Source organism: Ensifer sp. NM-2 (genome assembly GCF_003024455.1).
Classification (GTDB): domain Bacteria; phylum Pseudomonadota; class Alphaproteobacteria; order Rhizobiales; family Rhizobiaceae; genus Ensifer; species Ensifer canadensis.
Genome location: NZ_PVZR01000001.1, coordinates 612,713 through 633,381, shown reverse-complemented (window position 1 = coordinate 633,381; position 20,669 = coordinate 612,713). Strand labels below are relative to the sequence as shown.

General features: G+C 62.1%; 17 protein-coding genes. 7 read left to right on the top strand and 10 right to left on the bottom strand.

All coding sequences use genetic code 11. From position 1 onward, the window contains the following. Nucleotides 1–12 precede the first annotated feature (12 nt). Nucleotides 13–2,538, bottom strand: a complete 2,526-nt coding sequence (locus tag C6558_RS03125) for a methyl-accepting chemotaxis protein (RefSeq protein ID WP_025425973.1) — start codon at nucleotides 2,536–2,538, stop codon at nucleotides 13–15. Here C6558_RS03125 and C6558_RS39560 point away from each other — a divergent pair. Then, nucleotides 2,531–2,782 (top strand): hypothetical protein, encoded by a 252-nt coding sequence (locus C6558_RS39560; RefSeq protein ID WP_146160867.1) that lies wholly within the window; start codon nucleotides 2,531–2,533, stop codon nucleotides 2,780–2,782. The two genes, C6558_RS03125 and C6558_RS39560, sit on opposite strands and share 8 nt — an antisense overlap. 104 nt (nucleotides 2,783–2,886) lie before the next feature. Here C6558_RS39560 and C6558_RS40255 read toward each other — a convergent pair whose 3' ends face one another. Then, nucleotides 2,887–3,033, bottom strand: a complete 147-nt coding sequence (locus tag C6558_RS40255; protein ID WP_164474899.1) for a hypothetical protein — start codon at nucleotides 3,031–3,033, stop codon at nucleotides 2,887–2,889. Nucleotides 3,034–3,263: 230 nt separating this feature from the next. Next, nucleotides 3,264–4,448 (bottom strand): NAD(P)/FAD-dependent oxidoreductase, encoded by a 1,185-nt coding sequence (locus tag C6558_RS03120; protein ID WP_025425972.1) that lies wholly within the window; start codon nucleotides 4,446–4,448, stop codon nucleotides 3,264–3,266. Between the two features lie 123 nt (nucleotides 4,449–4,571). Between C6558_RS03120 and C6558_RS03115 the strand changes: the two genes are divergently transcribed. From C6558_RS03115 to edd, 5 genes are all read left to right on the top strand, one after another. Beyond that, nucleotides 4,572–6,008 carry a glutamine synthetase family protein gene (locus tag C6558_RS03115; protein ID WP_025425971.1) on the top strand — a complete coding sequence of 479 codons (1,437 nt, stop codon included), beginning with the start codon at nucleotides 4,572–4,574 and terminating at the stop codon, nucleotides 6,006–6,008. Nucleotides 6,009–6,024: 16 nt separating this feature from the next. Then, nucleotides 6,025–7,311: an FAD-binding oxidoreductase gene (locus C6558_RS03110; RefSeq protein ID WP_107026831.1), complete on the top strand. Its 1,287-nt coding sequence runs from the start codon at nucleotides 6,025–6,027 to the stop codon at nucleotides 7,309–7,311. A gap of 202 nt (nucleotides 7,312–7,513) precedes the next feature. Further along, nucleotides 7,514–8,989 carry a glucose-6-phosphate dehydrogenase gene (gene zwf / locus C6558_RS03105; protein WP_025425969.1) on the top strand — a complete coding sequence of 492 codons (1,476 nt, stop codon included), beginning with the start codon at nucleotides 7,514–7,516 and terminating at the stop codon, nucleotides 8,987–8,989. Between the two features lie 8 nt (nucleotides 8,990–8,997). Beyond that, nucleotides 8,998–9,696, top strand: a complete 699-nt coding sequence (gene pgl, locus C6558_RS03100) for a 6-phosphogluconolactonase (RefSeq protein ID WP_025425968.1) — start codon at nucleotides 8,998–9,000, stop codon at nucleotides 9,694–9,696. 177 nt (nucleotides 9,697–9,873) lie between these two features. Next, nucleotides 9,874–11,694 carry a phosphogluconate dehydratase gene (gene edd, locus C6558_RS03095; protein ID WP_025425967.1) on the top strand — a complete coding sequence of 607 codons (1,821 nt, stop codon included), beginning with the start codon at nucleotides 9,874–9,876 and terminating at the stop codon, nucleotides 11,692–11,694. A gap of 97 nt (nucleotides 11,695–11,791) precedes the next feature. On the opposite strand, the gene C6558_RS03090 is transcribed toward edd, so the two are convergent. The 7 genes from C6558_RS03090 to C6558_RS03060 all read right to left on the bottom strand — a co-directional run bounded on the left by C6558_RS03090 (nucleotide 11,792) and on the right by C6558_RS03060 (nucleotide 19,334). Next, nucleotides 11,792–12,157 (bottom strand): GFA family protein, encoded by a 366-nt coding sequence (locus C6558_RS03090; RefSeq protein WP_025425966.1) that lies wholly within the window; start codon nucleotides 12,155–12,157, stop codon nucleotides 11,792–11,794. 166 nt (nucleotides 12,158–12,323) lie between these two features. After that, the gene (locus C6558_RS03085) at nucleotides 12,324–12,734 is read right to left on the bottom strand and encodes a hypothetical protein (RefSeq protein ID WP_057212490.1); all 411 of its coding nucleotides are present in this window, start codon (nucleotides 12,732–12,734) and stop codon (nucleotides 12,324–12,326) included. 133 nt (nucleotides 12,735–12,867) lie between these two features. Beyond that, on the bottom strand, nucleotides 12,868–13,956 hold the full coding sequence (locus tag C6558_RS03080; protein WP_025425964.1) for an ABC transporter ATP-binding protein: 1,089 nt from the start codon (nucleotides 13,954–13,956) through the stop codon (nucleotides 12,868–12,870). A gap of 37 nt (nucleotides 13,957–13,993) precedes the next feature. Continuing rightward, nucleotides 13,994–15,646 carry an alpha-glucosidase family protein gene (locus C6558_RS03075; RefSeq protein WP_025425963.1) on the bottom strand — a complete coding sequence of 551 codons (1,653 nt, stop codon included), beginning with the start codon at nucleotides 15,644–15,646 and terminating at the stop codon, nucleotides 13,994–13,996. A gap of 29 nt (nucleotides 15,647–15,675) precedes the next feature. Continuing rightward, the gene (locus tag C6558_RS03070; RefSeq protein WP_025425962.1) at nucleotides 15,676–16,824 is read right to left on the bottom strand and encodes a carbohydrate ABC transporter permease; all 1,149 of its coding nucleotides are present in this window, start codon (nucleotides 16,822–16,824) and stop codon (nucleotides 15,676–15,678) included. A 1-nt stretch (nucleotide 16,825) separates the two neighbouring features. Next, nucleotides 16,826–17,836: a carbohydrate ABC transporter permease gene (locus C6558_RS03065; protein ID WP_025425961.1), complete on the bottom strand. Its 1,011-nt coding sequence runs from the start codon at nucleotides 17,834–17,836 to the stop codon at nucleotides 16,826–16,828. A 139-nt stretch (nucleotides 17,837–17,975) separates the two neighbouring features. Further along, nucleotides 17,976–19,334 carry an ABC transporter substrate-binding protein gene (locus tag C6558_RS03060; RefSeq protein ID WP_025425960.1) on the bottom strand — a complete coding sequence of 453 codons (1,359 nt, stop codon included), beginning with the start codon at nucleotides 19,332–19,334 and terminating at the stop codon, nucleotides 17,976–17,978. 290 nt (nucleotides 19,335–19,624) lie between these two features. Between C6558_RS03060 and C6558_RS03055 the strand changes: the two genes are divergently transcribed. Further along, nucleotides 19,625–20,656 (top strand): substrate-binding domain-containing protein, encoded by a 1,032-nt coding sequence (locus tag C6558_RS03055; protein ID WP_025425959.1) that lies wholly within the window; start codon nucleotides 19,625–19,627, stop codon nucleotides 20,654–20,656. Nucleotides 20,657–20,669: the final 13 nt, after the last annotated feature.

The following is a 20,669-nucleotide window of genomic DNA, read 5'->3' as shown; positions in this document are numbered from 1 at the left end:
GGCCTTGGCCAATCAGGCGGCGCGGTAAGCGTGGATATCGGCGGCTTCCGGCTCGAGCCGGAACTGCTCGACCAGCATCATCAGCGTGTCGGCCTGGTTGGAGAGCGCCAGGCTCGTTGCCGTTGCCTCTTCGACCATCGAGGCGTTCTGCTGGGTCATCTGGTCCATCTGGTTGACCGATCCGTTGACCTCGTTGAGCGCCACCGCCTGGTCACGGCTGGCGGTCGCGATCATTTCGACATGCTGGCTGACAGTAACGATCTGGGCGCTGATCGAGGCCAGCACCGCGCCGGTCTCCTTGACCAGGTGCGAACCGGAATTGACCTCGTTGGTCGACTTGTTGATGAGGCCCTTGATCTCGCGGGCAGCTTCGGCTGAGCGTTGCGCCAGTTCGCGAACCTCCTGTGCCACCACCGCGAAGCCCTTGCCGGCTTCGCCGGCACGTGCCGCCTCGATGCCGGCATTCAGCGCCAAGAGGTTGGTCTGGAACGCAATGTCGTCGATCACCTCGATGATCTGCTCGATCTGGCGTGAGGCCTCTTCGATGCGGCCCATGGCGGCGATCGCATTGGTGACGACGGTTGCCGAGCTGTCGGCGCTCTTCTTCGTCTGCGTGACGGCGACGTTAGCCTCGTTCGCGCGCTCCGCCGACGAGCGGACCGTCACGGTGATCTGGTCGACCGCAGCGGCCGTCTCTTCGAGCGAGGCTGCCTGGGCCTCCGTCCGCTTCGACAGCGAGTCAGCGGCATGATGCATGTCCGAGCCGCTCTGCTGGATCGCCTGTGCATTGGCGCGGATCTGGGCCAGCGTATCCTGCAGGCGGATCAGCGAGCCGTTGAAGTCCGTGCGCAGCTGTTCGAGGCGGCCATGGAACGGAATGTCGATCTGGCGCGACAGGTCGCCCTGCGCCAGACGGCCGAGGCCGGCGGCGAGTTCGCTGACGGCAAGATCGATCTGGCGATCGAGCTCGCGCTTCTCGGCGTCGTTGCGGCTTCGCTCGATCTCGGCGCGGGCGCGCTGTTCTTCGCTTTCTGCCTCGATGCGCACCTTGGAAAGCGCGTTTTCCTTGAAGACGCCCAAGGCGCGGGCCATGTCGCCGATCTCGTCCTGACGGGCGTCGCCGTCAATGGAGGTATCGAGGCGGCCGTCTGCCAGGCGACGCATGGCGGCGGTGATCTGACCGATCGGCTTCTTCAGCGTCAGCGTCAGGGCGATGCCGGCAAGCAGGGCGATGACGACGCCTGCAACAGTCGCGGCCACGGAGATCTGGTTTGCTTCCTGGCGCTCGGTGCCGGCGGCAACCTTCTGCTGTTCGGCAAAACCGGTCAGGTCGCTCCAGATCTGGTTGATCGACTGGCCGGCGGCGTCGAAATCGGCGGTCCGCTTCACGGTGATTTCAACCAGAGACGCGGCGTCCTTTTTCATTACGGTGATGATCGGCATCAGCGTGTCGGCAATGGCGTCGAAGGAGGCACCTTCGCTTGCAACACCGCGCAGCGTTGCCATGTTCTGCTGAACTGCAAGGAACTTGTCGAGCAGCTTCTGGCGGTTGCTTTCCGTCGTCGACCCCATGAAGGTTGCGGCGGAGATCTGGATGTCGGTGATCGAGCTCGAAAGCCGGCGCGTGGCCGTCAGAACGGATTCGGTGCTGACGATAAGCTGATCGAGTTCGGCGAAAATCCGGGTGGCATCGCGCATCTTGCCGACAGAAGCCGCTTCGAGACGGAAGCTCGCGGTGCGGAAACGGTCGACATACTTCGAGATACCGGCAAGCGTTTCAGGACCGGCGGGCGCCTTCAAAAGCGCACCGATCTCGCTCGATGCGGAGGTGATCGTCTCGGTCAGCGACTTCTCGTCTTTCGGCAACAGCCGGAAGATGTCGCGCTCGGTGCGGCCGATCATCGGGAAGCGTTCCTTGACGGCCTTGAGCTTATCCTCGACCGTCGTCGCCTTGCTGACTTCGGTGCCGAACTCGTTGAAGAAGCGGCTGGCGCGCATCAGCTTTTCGGCTTCGCGCAGCATGGTCTTGGCGGCATTCTCGTTCTTGCGCACGGCATATTGCAGCCGGTTCGACTCGTCGTTGATCTTGGCGCGTTCGACCAAGAGAGCATCGAGGTTCGCCGTCATCGTTGCGCGCATCTCCTGCTCGCCGACATGCAGCTTCCAGAGCCCGTCGATGCGGGCTTCGATGTCGGCGGTCGCGGCGATAGCGGCCGTCAACTCGTCCTGGCCGCTCTGGCCGGCAACCTGTGCGGCGGTCTCGGCGAGAATTTCCTTCTGCGCAGTGATCTTGCCCTGCACGGCGTCGCGGGTTTCCTCGGTGGTCGAGTGCAGGAAGTTGTTCATCCCCGCATAGACATCCTTGAAGCCGCTCAGCGTCTGCAGGACGCTGTTCGAAATCTCCATCCGGCCCTGAAGCAGGCCGGACGCATAAAGGCCGGTAATGCCGACGGCACAGATGCTGACGACGAAGGGCAGAATGAAGAACAGCACCTTCGTCTGGATCTTGAAACGGGCAAGAATTCTATCGATGAACATGGAAAACACCTTGGCTCGCAGCTCGCATTCGCCTCCCCCGGCGGCTCGAAACATGTCCCGCCTTCCGCGTAACCGCGAAAAGGACGAAACGATCGAGAGCCACCCGATGCGCAAACAGGCTGATGTTTTTCGGAAAAATCATGCGGCGCACACCGCCAGTCCGTCAGCAATCATTGCGGGACCGCGCCACCTCCCCGGTAGCGAAGTCCTGACGGAACTCACTTCGTCGCAATATTCATTTTGAACGATTAAAAATTGTATAAGCGCGGAGCACTCGCCAACGAATTTCCGAAGGCGTTGGGCTCATGAGGCGCTCGAGGTCCGGCCGTTAGCGGCCGGCTGGCAGCATCAGAGCCAATAAGCCGGCAGCGTTGCGAGGGCAGCAACGGCAAAGAACGCGATCAGAGCAATGCGGGTCAACGCTACTCTCTGGACGCGGCTCTCGTCGGTGCGAGCGATCGCGATGGCGCGGGGACGACGGCGTGGCTGGTTCATGACATCCTGTCCTTCTCACTGACCGGCAACGTTCGGCCCGGATAAACCGGCTTGCCAGTCCAGACCATATTGCAGCCATGCCGTGGCAGAGAAAAGCCCTAAAAATGGAAACAGTGTGATTTCCGTTTGCGGAACAGTTCTTTCTGACCAACCGCCGGCTGTGCCGACACCAAAGAGGTTCCGGCATATCCGTTAACAATGGCTGAAGCCAAATGCCGCAAAACCAGGGATCAGACGTCCTGGCCGGCTGCGAAGCCCGATGCCCAGGCCCATTGGAAATTGTAGCCGCCGAGCCAGCCGGTCACGTCGACGCATTCGCCGACGAAATAGAGACCGGGAACAGCCTTCGCCTGCATCGTCTTTGAATCGAGACCATTGGTGTCGACGCCGCCGAGCGTCACCTCGGCAGTGCGATAGCCTTCGGAACCGGCGGGCTTGATCGCCCAAGCCTGGATCGATGCCGATAGCGCATCGATGGTCTTGTCCGAGAGGTCGGCGAGCTGCCGTCCCGTCAGCTTGGCGCCATCGGCAAAGAATTGCGCAAGCCGGCGTGGCAGAATATCGCCGAGCGCCGTCTGGACGGCCTGCTTGCCATTGGTGCGGCGCAAACCTTTTAGGATCGAGGCGATGTCGATATCGGGCATCAACCTCAGAACGATGTCCTGCCCCTCGCGCCAGTAGGACGATATCTGCAGGATCGCCGGGCCACTGAGGCCGCGATGGGTGATCAGCACCGCCTCGCGAAACGCCGTCTTACCGGAGCGCGCCTCGGCGTCGGCGGCGACGCCGGCTAGTTCGCCGATCGTCTCAAGCTGCACCGGATCGAGCGTCAGCGGCACAAGCCCGGGACGGGTTTCGACCAGGGCCAATCCGAACTGCTCTGCGATTTTATAGGCAAGCCCCGTTGCGCCCATTTTCGGGATCGACTTGCCGCCGCTGGCCACCACCAGCGACTGGGCATCGACCGGTCCGTCGCCGGTCATCACCCGGAAGCCGGCACCATGGCGCTCGACACTCGCGACCGTCGTCTCAAGCCGAAGCTCGGCGGCCGCATCGCGCATCTCGGCGAGCAACATCCTGATGATGTCCTTGGCCGAATGATCGCAGAACAATTGCCCCAAAGTCTTCTCGTGCCAGGCGATGCCGTGTTTTTCGACCAGCGCCAGGAAGTCTCGCGCGCCGTAGCGCGCGAGCGCCGATTTGCAGAAATGCGGATTGGCCGAGAGGAAGTTCTTCGGCCCGGCATGGATGTTGGTGAAGTTGCAGCGGCCGCCGCCGGAGATGCGGATCTTCTCGCCCGGCGCCTTTGCATGGTCGATGACCAGCACCCGCCGGCCGCGCTTGCCGGCCTCGATGGCGCACATCATGCCGGCCGCACCGGCGCCAATGATCACCACATCCTTCTTCTCAGCCACGAAACACCTTTGAGCTCTTTGCGCATTCCATTCCGGTCACGGCGGCGAAAGTCAATCGTCACGCTCTAGCCAATTGCCAATCTCTGGTTATGATGCGCTATCCGAAGCCAAAACCGGTGATTTATGCCCTCCAAGAGAAGTGCTGCCCAACAAACAACGAAAATCAGCAAAACCTCGAAAATACCCGCCGCCCTGCATTCCCTCCGAGGCGTCAAGACCTGGAAGGAAGCAACGGATTGGCTGAAGATCCGCGGGATCGAAGACATCGAATGCATCACGCCCGACCTTGCCGGCGTTCCCCGCGGCAAGATGATGCCCACCTCCAAGTTCACCTCCAACACCTCGCTTGCACTGCCTTCCGCCGTCTACCGCCACACGATCTCAGGCGAATATCCTGACGAGACCGGACAATTCCGCTACGATTCGCGCGACAGCGACATCAAGCTCGTCCCTGATCTTTCGACGCTTTCGGTCGTCCCCTGGGAAACCGACCCAACGGCGCAGGTGATCTGCGACATCGTCGGCTCCGAAGGCGAACAGATCAGCTACACGCCGCGCAACGTCTTGAAGCGCGTGGTCGACCTCTATCGCCAGAAGGGCTGGAAGCCGGTCGTTGCGCCCGAAATCGAGTTCTACCTCGTCGCCACCAATGACGATCCCGACTATCCGCTGCATCCGCCGAAGGGCCGCTCCGGCCGGTCGATCCTTGGCGGCCAGGGCTATTCGATCGCCGGCATCAACGAATTCGACGAGCTGATTGACGACATCTATCACTTCTCCGAGAAGCAGGGTCTGGAGATTGACACGCTGATCCACGAGGAGGGACCAGCGCAGCTCGAAATCAACCTTCGTCACGGCGATCCGATCGAGCTTGCCGACCAGGTGTTCCTGTTCAAGCGCACCATCCGCGAGGCGGCGCTGAAGCACGGCATCTACGCGACCTTCATGGCCAAGCCGATGCAGGGTCAGCCGGGTTCGGCCATGCACATCCACCAGTCGGTGATCGAGATCAACACCGGCCGCAATCTGTTCTCCAATCCGGACGGCTCTGCCTCCAAGGAGTTCTTCAACTTCATCGGCGGCATGCAACACTATGTGCCGCGCACGTTGGTGATGATGGCGCCCTACGTGAACTCCTTCCGCCGGCTGACGCCCGATATGTCGGCGCCGGTGAATACGGCTTGGGGCTACGACAACCGCACGACCGCGTTCCGCATTCCGGTTTCCGAACCGGTTGCCCGGCGGATCGAGAACCGGCTGCCGAGTTCGGATGCCAACCCCTATCTGGCGCTCGCCGCCTCGCTTGCCTGCGGCTATCTCGGCATCATCGAAGGCCGCGATCCGACGGCACCGACGGAAGACACGGCCAACGAAGGCGAAATCGATCTGCCGCGCGGGCTGCTCGAGGCCGTCGCCCTGCTCGAGTCGGCGCCGTCGCTTGCCGAGGTGCTGAGCCCCGAATTCATCGCCATCTATGCCGGCGTGAAACGTGGCGAGTTCGAAACCTTTATGCAGGTTATCAGCCCGTGGGAACGCGAGTTCCTGCTGCTGAACGTCTGACCTGAAAGGCAGTCCAATGCCCTGGCAAAGCCCGATCTCGCCCGGTTTCTCCTGGTATGAGGCAACCGTTCCCGATCGACCCGAATATCCGCAGATGCCGGGATCGAGGAAGGCGGATGTCGCCATTATCGGCGGCGGCTATACCGGGCTTCAGGCGGCCTACAACCTTGCTCGGCAAGGCGTCGATGTCACGCTCATCGACGCCTGCCGCTTCGGCGACGGCGCGTCGGGGCGCAACGGTGGCCAGTTCGGCACCGGCCAGCGCGCCTGGGCCGACGAGACCGAGGAAACGCTTGGCCAGGAACGGGCACAACTGCTGTTCGATATGGCAGAGAACGCCAAGCGGCACGTGCTCGACTTCGCCAGCCAACACGACATCGATATCGAGTTCATGCCGGGGCAGCTCTCCGTCGGCCACAAGAAGAGCCTGGAGAAGGATTATCGCGACCACGTCGAGGCGATGGCGACCCGCTTCGGCTATCCGCATCTCTCGTTCATGGAACGGGAGGAGACGGCGAGCCGGCTCGGATCGTCTCGCTATCACTTCGGCATCCGCGATGTCGGCACCGGACATATCCATCCGATGAAGCTGCTGCTCGGACTGGCGAAGCAGGCGGCCCTTGCCGGCGCCAATCTGTTCGAGCAGACCAAGGCGCAGAAGATCGAGCGCAAGGGAACGGCTGTTGTCATCACTACCGATCGCGGCACGATCACCACTGAGCGGGTGCTTGTCGCGTGCAATGCCTATATCGGCAATCTCGAGCCGGTCAGCGCCAGCCATGTGATGCCCATCCGCTCCTTCATCGGCGCGACCGAAGTTCTTTCCGCTCACCCCAACGTGCTTCCCGGCGGTGAATCGGTCGACGATTCGCGCTTTGTCGTGCGCTACTTCCGCAAATCGAAAGACGGGCGGCTGCTATTCGGCGGGCGCGAAGCCTACACCGCCGACAATCCGCGCGACATTTCCACCCATATCCGCCGGCAGATCAGCGAGATCTATCCGGAACTCGGCAATGTCGAGATCACCCACGCCTGGGGCGGTTCCGTTGGCATCACCTTGCCGCGGACGCCCTTCTGTCGCGAGGTGATGCCGGGCGTCACCTCGATCGGCGGCTATTCCGGCCACGGGGTCATGCTTTCCAACTATTGTGGCAAGCTCTACGCTGACCTTGTGCTGGGCAAACCGACGGAACTCGAGCTGTTGAAAGCCTTGAAAATACCGGCTTTTCCGGGCGGAACACGCTTCCGATCGGCGCTTCTGTTCCTGGCGCTCAGCTGGTATGCGCTGCGCGACAGGCTCTAAGGCACGTTGTGTCAGGATGGTGTCACACTATGTGCATTAGATCTTTGTTTCCGTGCATGTCGTCGCCCCGAAACCGCGGCATATTTTCGGGCGACATGCATGAGAAAGCGTGTGCGACAGCATTTTATTGCGTCGCACCCTAGCGCGTTTAAATCGATTAGATTATATGTGTCCCTGACCTGAACAAGATCGAGATTATCCCATGAGCAGCCAGATCATTCCCGTCGAACCATTTGATTATGTCGTGTTCGGCGGCACCGGCGATCTCGCGGAGCGCAAGCTGCTGCCAGCGCTCTATCACCGCCAGATGGAAGGCCAGATTACCGAGCCGACCCGCATCATCGGCGCCTCGCGCGCCGCGTTGACGCATGAAGAATATCGCAAGTTCGCCGCCGATGCGCTGAAGGAACACCTGAGGCCGGCGGAATACAATGAAGAGGAAGTGGCGAAGTTTACCGCCCGCCTCTTTTACGTTTCCGTCGATGCCAAGTCCGACCAGGGCTGGGATACGCTGAAGAAGATCCTGGAAGAAGGCAAAGACCGTATCCGCGCCTTCTATCTCGCCGTCGGACCGGCGATCTTCGGCGATATTTCCGAGAAGATCCGCGATCACAAGCTGATCACCAAGACCACCCGCATCGTCGTCGAAAAGCCGATCGGCCGCGATCTGGCGTCGGCGACCGAGCTCAACGACACGATCGGCAAGGTCTTCCGCGAAGAGCAGATCTTCCGCATCGACCACTATCTCGGCAAGGAGACGGTGCAGAACCTGATGGCGCTGCGTTTCGCCAATGCGCTCTACGAGCCGCTGTGGAACTCCGCCCATATCGACCACGTGCAGATCACCGTTTCGGAAGCCGTAGGCCTCGAAAACCGGGCCGGCTACTACGACAAGGCCGGTGCGCTGCGCGACATGGTGCAGAACCACATCCTGCAGCTCGTCTGCTTTGTCGCAATGGAAGCCCCGACCTCAATGGACGCGGAAGCCGTGCGCGATGAAAAGCTTAAAGTTCTGCGCGCGCTGAAGCCGGTCAATGCATCCAATGTCGAGCAGGTGACGGTGCGCGGCCAGTACCGCGCGGGCGCCTCTGCCGGCGGCCCGGTCAAGGGCTACCTGGAAGAGCTCGAAGGTGGCGTTTCGAACACAGAGACCTTCGTAGCGATCAAGGCCGAAGTCAGCAACTGGCGCTGGGCCGGCGTGCCGTTCTACATCCGCACCGGCAAGCGGCTTGCTGGCCGCATGTCGGAAATCGTCATTACCTTCAAGCAGATCCCGCACTCGATCTTCGACAACAGTGCCGGTCGCATTTCCGCCAACCAGCTCGTCATCCGCCTGCAGCCGAACGAAGGCGTCAAACAGTCGCTGATGATCAAGGACCCCGGTCCAGGCGGCATGCGCCTTCGCAACGTTTCGCTCGACATGAGCTTCGCCGAGGCTTTCGACGTGCGCAATGCCGACGCCTACGAGCGGCTGCTGTTCGACGTCGTGCGCAACAACCAGACGCTGTTCGTACGCCGCGACGAGGTCGAGGCCGCATGGAAGTGGGTCGATCCGATCCTGAAAGCCTGGGAAGAGACCGGACAGCAGGTGCAGGGCTACACCGCCGGCACCTGGGGTCCGAGCCAGTCGATCGCACTCATCGAGCGTGACGGCCGCACCTGGCACGATGCGATATAGGTAAGGCAATGAGCACGACGCTTCACACATTCGACAATGGCGCCGCCCTGGCAGAGGGCTTGGCGGACGCCGTCAGCGCCGCACTTGCCACCGGCATTGCCACCCGTGGCACAGCAAGCATCGCCGTTTCCGGCGGCTCGACGCCCAAGGCATTCTTCCAGGCGCTCGCCAGGAAGGATATCGCCTGGGACAAGGTGACGGTCACGCTGGTGGACGAACGCTTCGTTCCACCGGAGAGCGATCGCTCCAACCACGCGTTGGTCACGGCCAATTTGCTGCAAGGCCCTGCGGCGAAAGCGCATTTCCTACCGCTTTACCACGCCGCCGCTTCGGCAGAAGATGCGGCCGGGCTCTCCAGCAAGGCGACGGCAAAGATCGGCACGCCCTTCGACGTCGTCGTGCTCGGCATGGGAACGGATGGCCATACCGCGTCGTTCTTCCCGGGCGGCACGCAACTTTCAAGGGCGATCGACGCGACGACGCCGCGCGGCGTGATCACCATGGAAGCCGAAGGTGCTGGCGAACCGCGCCTGACCTTTACCTTCTCCAGCCTTCACGATGCCAGGCTGCTGGTCCTGCACATCGAAGGCGAGGGCAAGAAGGTGGTGCTTGCCAAGGCGGAAGGTCCCGGCGACGAAGCCGAGATGCCGATCCGCACCATGCTGCGCCGTGCGGCCTCGCCGCTGCAAATATACTGGGCGCCATAACGGCCGGATCACCGGCCGGTTCAGGACGCTTTCAACCGGTGGCGCCCCACCGGAACGCGAAGGCGTTGAAAGAGCTCATACCGGGGCGTGGCCTGCACGTTCTCCCAAGCAGGCAACGCTCCGGATCGATGACTGGATGAAGATGAGGAGTCTCAAGACTCCGGAACAGGATTTGCCATGTCCGCCGATTCCCGCATTGCCGCAATCACCGCCCGCATCGTCGAGCGCTCGAAGCCGCACCGAGAGCCTTATCTCGATCGGGTGCGTCGTGCGGCGTCCAGCGGCCCACATCGCAGCGTTCTTGGCTGCGGCAACCTCGCGCACGGGTTTGCCGTCTGTTCCCCCGCCGAGAAGGTGGCGCTCGCCGGGGATCGCGTCGCCAACCTAGGCATCATTACCTCCTATAACGACATGCTTTCGGCGCATCAGCCGTTCGAAACCTATCCGGCGCTGATCCGCGAAGCCGCGCACGAGGCAGGCGGCGTCGCCCAGGTTGCCGGCGGCGTGCCCGCCATGTGCGACGGCGTCACCCAGGGCCAGCCGGGCATGGAACTGTCGCTGTTTTCGCGCGACCTGATCGCCATGGCCGCCGGTGTCGGCCTGTCGCACAACATGTTCGATTCCACCGTCTATCTCGGCGTCTGCGACAAGATCGTGCCGGGCCTTGTCATCGCGGCCCTGACCTTCGGTCACCTGCCGGCAGTCTTCGTGCCGGCCGGGCCGATGACGACGGGCCTGCCGAACGACGAGAAGGCGCGCGTGCGCCAGCTCTTCGCCGAAGGCAAGGTTGGCCGCGAAGAGTTGCTCGAAGCGGAATCCAAGTCCTATCACGGACCCGGCACCTGCACCTTCTATGGCACCGCCAATTCCAACCAGATGCTGATGGAGATCATGGGCTTCCACCTGCCCGGCGCCTCCTTCATCAATCCCGGCACGCCGCTGCGCGACGCGCTGACGAAGGAAGCGACGAAGCGGGCGCTGGCGATCACCGCCATGGGCAACGAGTTCACGCCATCAGGTGAAATGATCGACGAGCGCTCGATCGTCAACGGTGTCGTCGGGCTGCACGCCACCGGTGGCTCGACCAACCACACCATGCATCTCGTCGCCATGGCGCGCGCCGCCGGCATCCTGCTCACCTGGCAGGATATTTCCGAACTTTCGGACATCGTGCCGCTGCTTGCGCGCGTCTACCCGAACGGCCTTGCCGACGTGAACCACTTCCATGCCGCCGGCGGCATGGGCTTTCTGATCAGCCAGTTGCTTCGGGGCGGCCTGCTGCACGACGATGTGCGCACCGTCGTCGGCCAGGGCCTGGAGGCCTACAAGATCGACGTCCGCCTCGGTGCCGACGGCGGTGTCGAGCGCCGGCCGACGCCGGCCGAAAGCGCCGATCCGAAGGTACTCTCCACCATCGACCAGCCGTTCCAGCACTCGGGCGGCCTCAAGATGCTGACCGGCAATCTCGGCAAGGCGGTCATCAAGATTTCCGCCGTCAAGCCGGACCGCCACGTCATCGAGGCACCGGCAAAGATCTTTCATGACCAGGGCGAGTTGAACGCCGCCTTCAAGGCCGGCAAACTCGAAGGCGACTTCGTCGCCGTCGTGCGCTTCCAGGGCCCGAAGGCGAACGGCATGCCGGAACTGCACAAGCTGACGACCGTGCTCGGCATCCTGCAGGACCGCGGCCAGCGCGTGGCGATCCTCACCGACGGCCGCATGTCGGGCGCCTCGGGCAAGGTGCCTGCCGCCATCCACGTTACGCCGGAAGCCAAGGATGGCGGGCCGATCGCCCGCATTCAGGAAGGCGACATCGTGCGCATCGATGCCGTCACCGGCACGATCGAAGTGCTTGTCGAGGATATCGCGCTCAAGACGCGCATTCCCGCCCATGCCGATCTCTCGGACAACGAGTTCGGCATGGGGCGCGAGCTGTTCGCACCGTTCCGCGCCATTGCCGGCTCGGCCGACCACGGAGCAAGCGTGCTGTTCAACTGAGCCGAACCTCGGCGTCACCGCGGAGGATTTGTCTTCCATCGAGCTATCGCTGCCGGCCCTCGCCGCCGGTAGCGGGCCGCGCTTGCGAAGACGAGCGCTACTTCAGCGGCCCCGGATACATGTCGTTTCGACCGTCGTAACGCTCGACCTCCAGCGTGAAGATGTCGATATCCTCGATGCAGCGCGCATTGAGCGAGACGCGATTGTTCGGGTAGCCGCTGCGCATGATCGCCACACTGCAGGTCGGGCAGAAGTGATGACCTTCAGTCACGCCGCGCCAGACATAGGTGGAAAGGCGACGCTTCTCGGTGATCAACCGGATCTTGCTGCCGTCAATCTTCCAGTGGAGGAAGCCGGTGCGCCGGCATGTCGAGCAGTTGCACTCGACCAGCCCCGAGAGCTCCTCATCGACTTCGATGCAGATATCGCCGCAGTGGCAGGAAAGGCGGTAGGGTCGTTTCATCGATCGGTTGCCTCGCTTCTGGCGTGCAGGCGACAACAATCCAACGCCCACACTCCATGTCAAGCATAGTTTGGAGGCCTCGAAATACGGTGTCCCTGGCCGCAAAGGCGCATCGCCCGCCAGTCCGTCTCGGCCGGACGGGGCACCCGCACGAACGCTTGCCGGTTCAGCGGTAGATGTCGAGTGTGCGGTTCCGGTGGTTCGGATGGGTGCTGTAGACGAAGATGCGATTGAGGTCGCGATCGGTCAGGAGCCGCAGGAAGCGCGCTTCGACGATGTTGTTGGCGTGCACGCGCTTGAGCAGGCAGCCGACCATCTGGATGCGGGCGCTTGGAATGTCGAGGTAGAAATTCTGCGGCAGCTGGTACTTGGTCAGGATACCCAGAACCGCGCCGCTTTTCGACAGCTTGATGATTTCGCAGCGGCGGGAGCTCAGCTGCGTCATGCCCTTTTCGGTATATTCGATCCGCGCCTCGTTCCTCGTGTCCTCCATCGGGAACGTGGTTTCGCGATCGTACATGAAAGATTCTTCCTTGTTCAGGAAGTGTTGCCGCATCACCGGTGCCGCGGTCGTCATTCTACAGGCCCCTTAGTATCCCCTGCCCGTCAGGCTAGAGGAAGAAATTTAACAGAGGGTAGATTGAGGGCCTTCGCAAAGAAAAACCCGTCCGAAAATCGGACGGGTTGAAGACAAACGATGGTGGTCTTTGTCAGACGCGGTAGCTCTTGCCGCCGGCGTCGAACAGATGCAGCTTGTTCTTATCGGCCGTGAACCGGACTTTTTCGCCGCGATGAACGGGCAGGATGCCCGGGATCTTGGCGATGATCGGCTCCTTCTCCACCAGTCCCTCGATATAGAGCAGCGTCACCTCGCCGAGCGCCTCGACGATGGCGACCGTTCCTTCGAACAGGAAGTCCTCGCCGCTGGCCGTCTGGAGATCTTCAGGACGCACGCCGAAGCTCGCCGTCTTGCCGTTTTCCGACGCGTTCGTGGCGATATCGAGTGTCACCGACTTGCCGCCAGAAAGCTTCACCGTCGTCTGCGGGCCGGTGGCGGTGATCGTCGCGGGGATGACGTTCATCGCTGGCGAACCGATGAAGCGGGCGACGAACAGGTTCGCCGGGCGCTCGTAAAGCTCGAGCGGCGGGCCGACCTGCTCGATATGGCCGGCCGACAGCACGACGATACGATCGGCAAGCGTCATCGCCTCGACCTGGTCGTGGGTAACGTAGATCATCGTCGTGTCCGCCATCTGCTCGTTGAGCTTGGCGATCTCGATGCGGGTGGCAACGCGAAGCGCCGCGTCGAGGTTCGACAAAGGCTCGTCGAACAGGAAGACCTTGGGATCGCGGCAGATCGCCCGGCCGATCGCCACGCGCTGGCGCTGGCCGCCCGAAAGCGCCTTCGGCAGACGATCGAGGTACTTGGTGAGCTGCAGGATATCGGCTGCCGCGCGCACGCGCCGGTCGATCTCCTCCTTCGTCTCCTTGGCGATCCGCATGCCGAAGGCCATGTTGTCGTAGACGGTCATATGCGGATAGAGCGCATAGGACTGGAACACCATGGCGATCCCGCGCTTGGACGGCGGCACGTCGTTGACGCGCTCGCCATCGATGAACATGTCGCCGCCGGTAATCTCCTCCAGACCCGCGATCATGCGCAGCAATGTCGACTTGCCGCAGCCGGACGGACCGACAAACACGACGAACTCGCCCTGCTTGATGTCGAGATTGATGCCGTGAATGACATCGACCGCACCGTAGGACTTGCGGATATCTTTAAGCGTCAGACCTGTCATCGCACCCTCCCCTTCGTCTCTTTTGTCTGTCGTTGTCTCAAACCAGCCGCGCGAAGAATGCGCTCCAGGCTGGAAGATTGACCTTGTCGTTCTTGATCTCGGCCGTAAAACCATGGCCGTCAAGCGCTTCCACTGGCTCCTTCGGCAAATCAACCGTAGCGGCCGTACCGCTCATGTTGAATGCGCAGAAGAGCTTCTCGTTGCCGTGGCTGCGCACGAAGGCAAGCACGGGCGCATCGGTGCTGCGGAACTCGATCTCGCCTTTGGCAAAGGCCGGATGCGCCTTTCTGAACTGCAGGAAGCGTCGATAGTGCTCCATGACCGAAGCGGTGTCATCCTTCTGCGCGGAGACCGCCCGGTTCAGGTGTTCGGCCGGCACCGGCAGCCAGGGTTTGGCATCGCCGAAGCCGCCATTGGCAGCAGTGCTATCCCAGACCATCGGCGTGCGGCAGCCGTCGCGCCCCTTGAAGTCGGGCCAGAACTGAATGCCGTAGGGATCCTTCAGATCCTCGAAGGCAAGCTCGGCTTCGGTGAGAGCCAATTCCTCGCCCTGATAGATGCAGACCGAGCCGCGCAGCGACATCAGCAGGCTTGCCAGCAGCTTGGCGTGCGCGTCGCGATCGGCAACGCCATCGCCCCAGCGACTGACATGGCGAACGACGTCGTGGTTGGAAAAGGCCCAGCAGGCCCAGCCCTCCGGCGCCGCCTTGTGAAAGTCGCGCAGAACCTCGGCGACACGCGCCGGTGTCAGAGCGTCGGGCGCCAGGAACTCGAAGGCGTAGCACATGTGCATCTTGTCGCCGCCGGAGGTGTACTCGCCGGCGATCTCGAGACCACGCTGGCTGTCGCCGACTTCGCCGACCGCCGCGATTGCCGGAAACTCGTCCATGACAGCACGGAACCGCTTCAGGAACGCAAGGTTCTCCGGCTGGTTCTTGTCGTAGAGATGTTCCTGATAATTATACGGGTTGACCGCCGGTGCAGTGGAGGCGTTGCGCCGCTCCGGCGCCAGCGCCGGATTGTCGCGCAGCTGTTTGTCGTGGAAATAGAAGTTGATGGTGTCGAGGCGGAAGCCATCGACGCCGCGCTCCAGCCAGAAGCGCTCGACGCCCAAAAGCGCCTCCTGCACATCAGGATTGTGCAGGTTGAGGTCCGGCTGCGAGGTCAGGAAGTTGTGCAAGTAATATTGCAGCCGCGTCGGATCCCAGGCCCAGGCCGAGCCGCCGAAGATCGACAGCCAGTTGTTCGGCGGCGTTCCATCGGGTTTCGAGTCTGCCCAGACGTACCAGTCCGCCTTGGCGTTCGCCCGGCTGGCGCGGCTCTCGACGAACCAGGGATGCTGGTCCGAGGTATGGGACAGAACGAGGTCGATCATCACCCGGATACCGAGCCGATGCGCCTCGGCGATCAGCGCATCGAAATCGGCGAGATTGCCGAAGATCCCGTCGACGTCGGTATAGTTCGAAACGTCGTAGCCGAAATCCTTCATCGGCGAGGTGAAGAAGGGCGATATCCAGATAGCATCGGCGCCGAGCGAGGCGACATGCGGCAGGCGGGCGGTGATGCCCTTCAAATCGCCGATGCCGTCGCCGTTGGAGTCCTGGTAGGAGCGCGGATAGATCTGATAGATCACCGCGCCTCGCCACCAATCCTTGTCGGCCTGCAAAATGGATTCGCTCATTTCAGTCATGCTCATTCCGTTCAGAAGTCCCTGTGAGGTCAACCACCCTTGACCGATCCCGCCAGCAGGCCGCGCACGAGGTAGCGCTGCAGGCTGAAGAACACGATCAGGGGGACGACGATGGTGATGAAGGCGGAGGCGGTCAGGATTTCCCAATTGCCGCCGCGAGAACCCAAGAGATTGACCAGCCGGCCGGTGAGGACCAGTTCATCCTGGCCGGCGCCGAGGAAGACGATGGCGACGAGCAGGTCGTTCCAGGTCCACAGGAACTGGAAGATCGCGAAGGACGCCAGCGCCGGGAACGACAGCGGCAGGATGATCTTGACGAAGATGTCGAAGTCGCTGGCGCCGTCGACGCGTGCGGATTCCATGATCTCGCGCGGCAGGCCGGCCATGTAATTGCGCAGGAGATAGATCGCCAGCGGCAGGCCGAAACCGGTATGGGCGAGCCAGATGCCGACATAGGTCTTGGCCGGCACGCCGAAGAAGGCGCCGACGCCGTTATAGAGTTTCAGAAGCGGGATCAGCGACATCTGCAGTGGCACGACGAGCAGGCCGACGACGACCGCAATCAGGATCGCGCGCCCCGGAAACGGCATCCAGGCGAGCGCATAGGCGGCGAAGGCCGCAATCAGGATCGGGATGATCGTCGAAGGAATGGCGACCGTCAGCGAGTTGATGAAGGAAGCGCCGATGCCTTCGGCGCTCAGCACTTCGACGTAATTGTCGAAGGTGAAGCGCGGCGGAACGGCGGCGGTGAAGAAGATGCGCTGGCCGCGCGAGCCTTCCATCTTCGTGTCCGAGACGATCTCGAAGCTACCATCGGCCTGGACGGTCAGCTTCTCGCCGTCGTTGAGCTCAGCAGTTTCGCCAGGCTTGAAGGCGGTCGGCTTTTGGCTCGAAAAGCCGAAGGCGGAAACCTCACCGGCAGAGGTGCCTTCAAGCACGTCGCCCGAGATCACGAACTTGCCGTCGCGTTCGACCTGGGTATCGGCACCCGGCGCGCGGGCGACGATATTCTGGGTCGAAGTCGACAGTGCCGTCCACCAGCCGGAAACCGCGAGCTGATCCTTGTCGCGCAGCGACGAGATCAACAGGCCGGCGGTCGGCAGCGTCCAGAGGGCGACCAGGAGAAGAACAGATAGATGTACGGCCCAGGTGAGAGGGGAGCGTGTCGCCGGGTTCATCTCAGTGCCCCTTCATTTCTTTGGCCGCATTGCGGATGTTCCAGATCATGATCGGGATGACGAGGACCATGATGACGACGGCGATCGCCGCACCGCGCCCAAAGTCGCCGCCGCCGCGGAACATCCAGTCGAACATGAGATTGGCGAGCACCTGGCTCTGCCATTGCCCGTTGGTCATCGCCAGAACGATATCGAACACCTTGAGGACCAGAATAGTGATCGTCGTCCAGACGACGGCGATCGTGCCCCAGATCTGCGGCACCATGATCTTGAAGAAGATCTGCCAGCCGTTGGCGCCGTCGATCACGGCGGCCTCGACCGTCTCTTCCGGGATACCGCGCAGGGCGGCCGAGAGGATCACCATGGCGAAGCCGGTCTGGATCCAGACCAGGATGGCCATGAGGAAGAAGTTGTTCCAGAAAGGCAGCGTGATCCAGGCCTGAGGATCGCCACCGAAGGCAACGACGATCGCGTTCAGGAGGCCGATCTGCTCCGTGCCCTCGGCGCGATAATCATAGATAAACTTCCAGATGACGGCGGCGCCGACGAAGGAGATCGCCATCGGCATGAAGATCAGCGTCTTGGCGATGTTGCCCCACCAGATGCGGTCGGTCAAAGCGGCGATGACCAGCCCGAAGAAGGTCGCGAGCGCCGGCACCACCAGCAGCCAGAGGAAGTTGTTGAAGATCGACTGGCGAAACTCTCCGTCGTTCAGCATCCAGACGTAGTTACTGGCACCGACGAAGTTTTGTCCGGCGCGGTCATGCAGGCTGAACCAGACCGACATGATCACGGGGTAGATGAGGTAGATCGTCAACGCGAACAGCGCCGGGGCGAGAAACAGCCATGGCCGGATGGCATTGGTGATGCGCAGGTTGCGCGACGCCTCGACACCAGATCTCCCCTTCGATGGGAAAATCAGATCGAGAATGAAGCTGGTTCCCCAGAAGTAGGCGGCGCAGCCGAGAACCCCGGCCACCATCGTTCCTACGGCAAAGACGAGCTGTTGCATGACATGTCCCTCCCCCTGAAATGCACTTTGCGTGCAGGGCATGGCGATTGTCGCCGTTCTCGTTGGGGCCCTGCCGCGCCAAGCGTTCAACGGACCCAAGGACAGGACGGGCGGCGCAATCGCCGCCCGTCGTCCATTTTTACTTGATGGCGTCCCAGGCCTTCTGAACGCTGTCGGCAACGTCGGAAGCGGACTTGCCGCCGACGAAATCGACCATGCCGGTCCAGAAGGCGCCCGCGCCGATCTTGCCGGGCATCAGGTCGGAGCCGTCGAAGCGGAAGGTCGTCGCATTCAGCAGGATCTCGCCCTGCTTCTTCAGCGGCGGGTTGCCGTAGGCATCGACGTTGACGCTCTTGTAGGGCGTCAGGAAGCTCGTCTGCGCCATCCAGACTTCATGCGCGATCGGTGTCTTCAGGAACTCGATGAAGGCGCGTGCCGCCGGCGTGTCCTTGGTGATCATCGCCAGCGTGCCGGCACCGAGAACCGGATTGCCGAGATCCTTCTTGCTGTCATAAGGCGGCATGTAGAAGAAGTCGGCATCCTCGCCGATCACCGTGCCCTCAGGGAAGAACGACGGAATGAACGAAGCCTGGTGATGCAGGTAGCACTTCGGCGGCGACGCGAAGAGCCCCTTCGGGCTGTCGCGGAAGTCGGAGGACGCGACCGCTGCCGCGCCGCCGTCGACGAACTTGTCGTTCTTGGCAAACCAGCCGAATTCGTCGATCGCGCCGACGACTGCCGGATCGTTGAACGGGATCTCGTTCTTGACCCACTTGTCGTAGACATCGGCCGGCTGCGTGCGCAGCATCATGTCTTCCACCCAGTCGGTGGCCGGCCAACCGGTCGCGCCGCCCGAGCCGAGGCCAATGCACCAGGGCTTCTGGCCATCAGCGGCGATCTTCTCGGTAAGCGCCTTCAGCTCTTCCATGGTCTTCGGCACTTCGTAGCCGGCGTCCTCGAAGTTCTCAGGCGAATACCAGACCAGCGACTTCACGTCGATCTTGTAGGGGAAGGCATAGAGGGCGGCGTTACCGTCCTTGCCCTTGTAGGTCGAGAGATCGACCCAGGACTGGCCGGCCGCATAATTGTCGAGCAGCCACTTCTGAGTATCATCGCCGAGCGGCGTCAGGTAGCCCTTGGACGCCAAGTCGCCAATCAGGCCCGGCTGCGGCAGGATGGAAATATCGGACGGGCTGCCGGCCTGGGTGTCGATGACGATCTGCTGTTCGTAGTTTTCAGAGGACGAATATTTGAGCTCGACGCCGGTCGCCTCGACGAAATAGGCATAGACGCTCTTGAAGAGCGCTTCGTCCTCGCCGCGCCAGGGTCCGAAGATCGTCAGCGTCTGCCCCTTGAGGTCGTGACCCTTCTTGAATTCCTCGAAGCTCGCCCAGTTGAATTTGGAATCTTCGCCAGGCTTGAACTTCAGATCCGCAGCGCCGGCAGCGCCCGCAAACAGCGCCAGCGCAGCCACGCTCAACAGAAATGATCTCTTCACGGTGTTCTCCTCCCAAGATGAACCCGGATCCCGCCGGGCAGATCATCAACGCGCAAAATTCAAAGCGCTTTGAGTTTGCTAACAAACCATTCCGACACTCCAGGAGTCAAGAGCTTTCGATTCACCGGCCTTCTGCCGACAGTATTTTGCTTTGCGGCAACTTTTTGCAGCGCGAAGTCGGCTAATTCCGCTTTGTATGATGAAAAACGAGTGTTACAGAATTCGAGGGCGCTGGATCAAACCATAAAAATCATACGGATATTCAAAGCGCTTTGGGAGGGAAATTGACCATGGCGGTCAATCTCAAGCAGCTCGCGGAACTGCTCGGCCTGTCGCAGACGACAGTCAGCCGGGCGCTGAACGGCTACCCGGAAGTCAATGCGGAAACCCGCCAACGCGTGCTGCAGGCCGTGCGCGAAACGGGCTATCGGCCGAACCGGGCCGCCCAGCGCCTCGCTACCGGCAAGGCCTATTCGATCGGCATGGTCATGCCGATAGCGGCCGGCATCGATTCCGACGTGCATTTCGGCGAATTCCTCGCGGGCCTCGGCGAGGAAGCGGTCAAGCACGACTTCCATTTCGTGCTCAATCCGAGCGCGCCGGAAGACGAGGAGGCGACCTTCCAGCGCCTGGCCGCCAGCGGCAACGTCGACGCACTGTTCCTCGCCTATATGCGCGCCAACGACCCGCGCATCGCGATGCTCAAATCGCTGTCGATGCCCTTTGTCGTCCATGGGCGCTCGATCGGCGAGGCACGGGACTATCCTTTCCTCGACATCGACAACACCGGCGCCTTCTATGACGCGACACGGCTGCTGATCCAGCTCGGGCATCAGCGGATTGCGCTGATCAACGGACCCGACTACCTGACCTTTTCCATCCGCCGCCATAAGGGCATGGCCCGGGCGCTGGCCGAGCATGGGCTCAACCTCGACGAAACCCTCGTCCACCACTCGCTTATGACCGACGAACACGGATATCGCAGCATGCAGCGCTTCCTGCAGCAGCCCGACGCGCCGACCGCGGTGCTCTGTTCAAGCACCGTGCTGGCGCTTGGCGCCGTCAGGGCGATCAACCAGGCGGGACTGGCGATGGGCCGCGACATCTCGCTGATCGCGCATGACGATGTGCTGCCGATGCTGAAGCCGGAGAATTTCAGCGTGCCGCTGACGACGACGCGGTCGTCGCTCCGGGCAGCCGGCGGGCGCATCGCGACCCGACTGATTGCAGGCATCCTCAAGAGCGGCGATTATCCCGACCAGGAACTCTGGCGCGCCGAATTGATCGTCCGCGCCTCGACTGGCCCCGCTCCGCAGAAATGAAAACGCGCCGCAG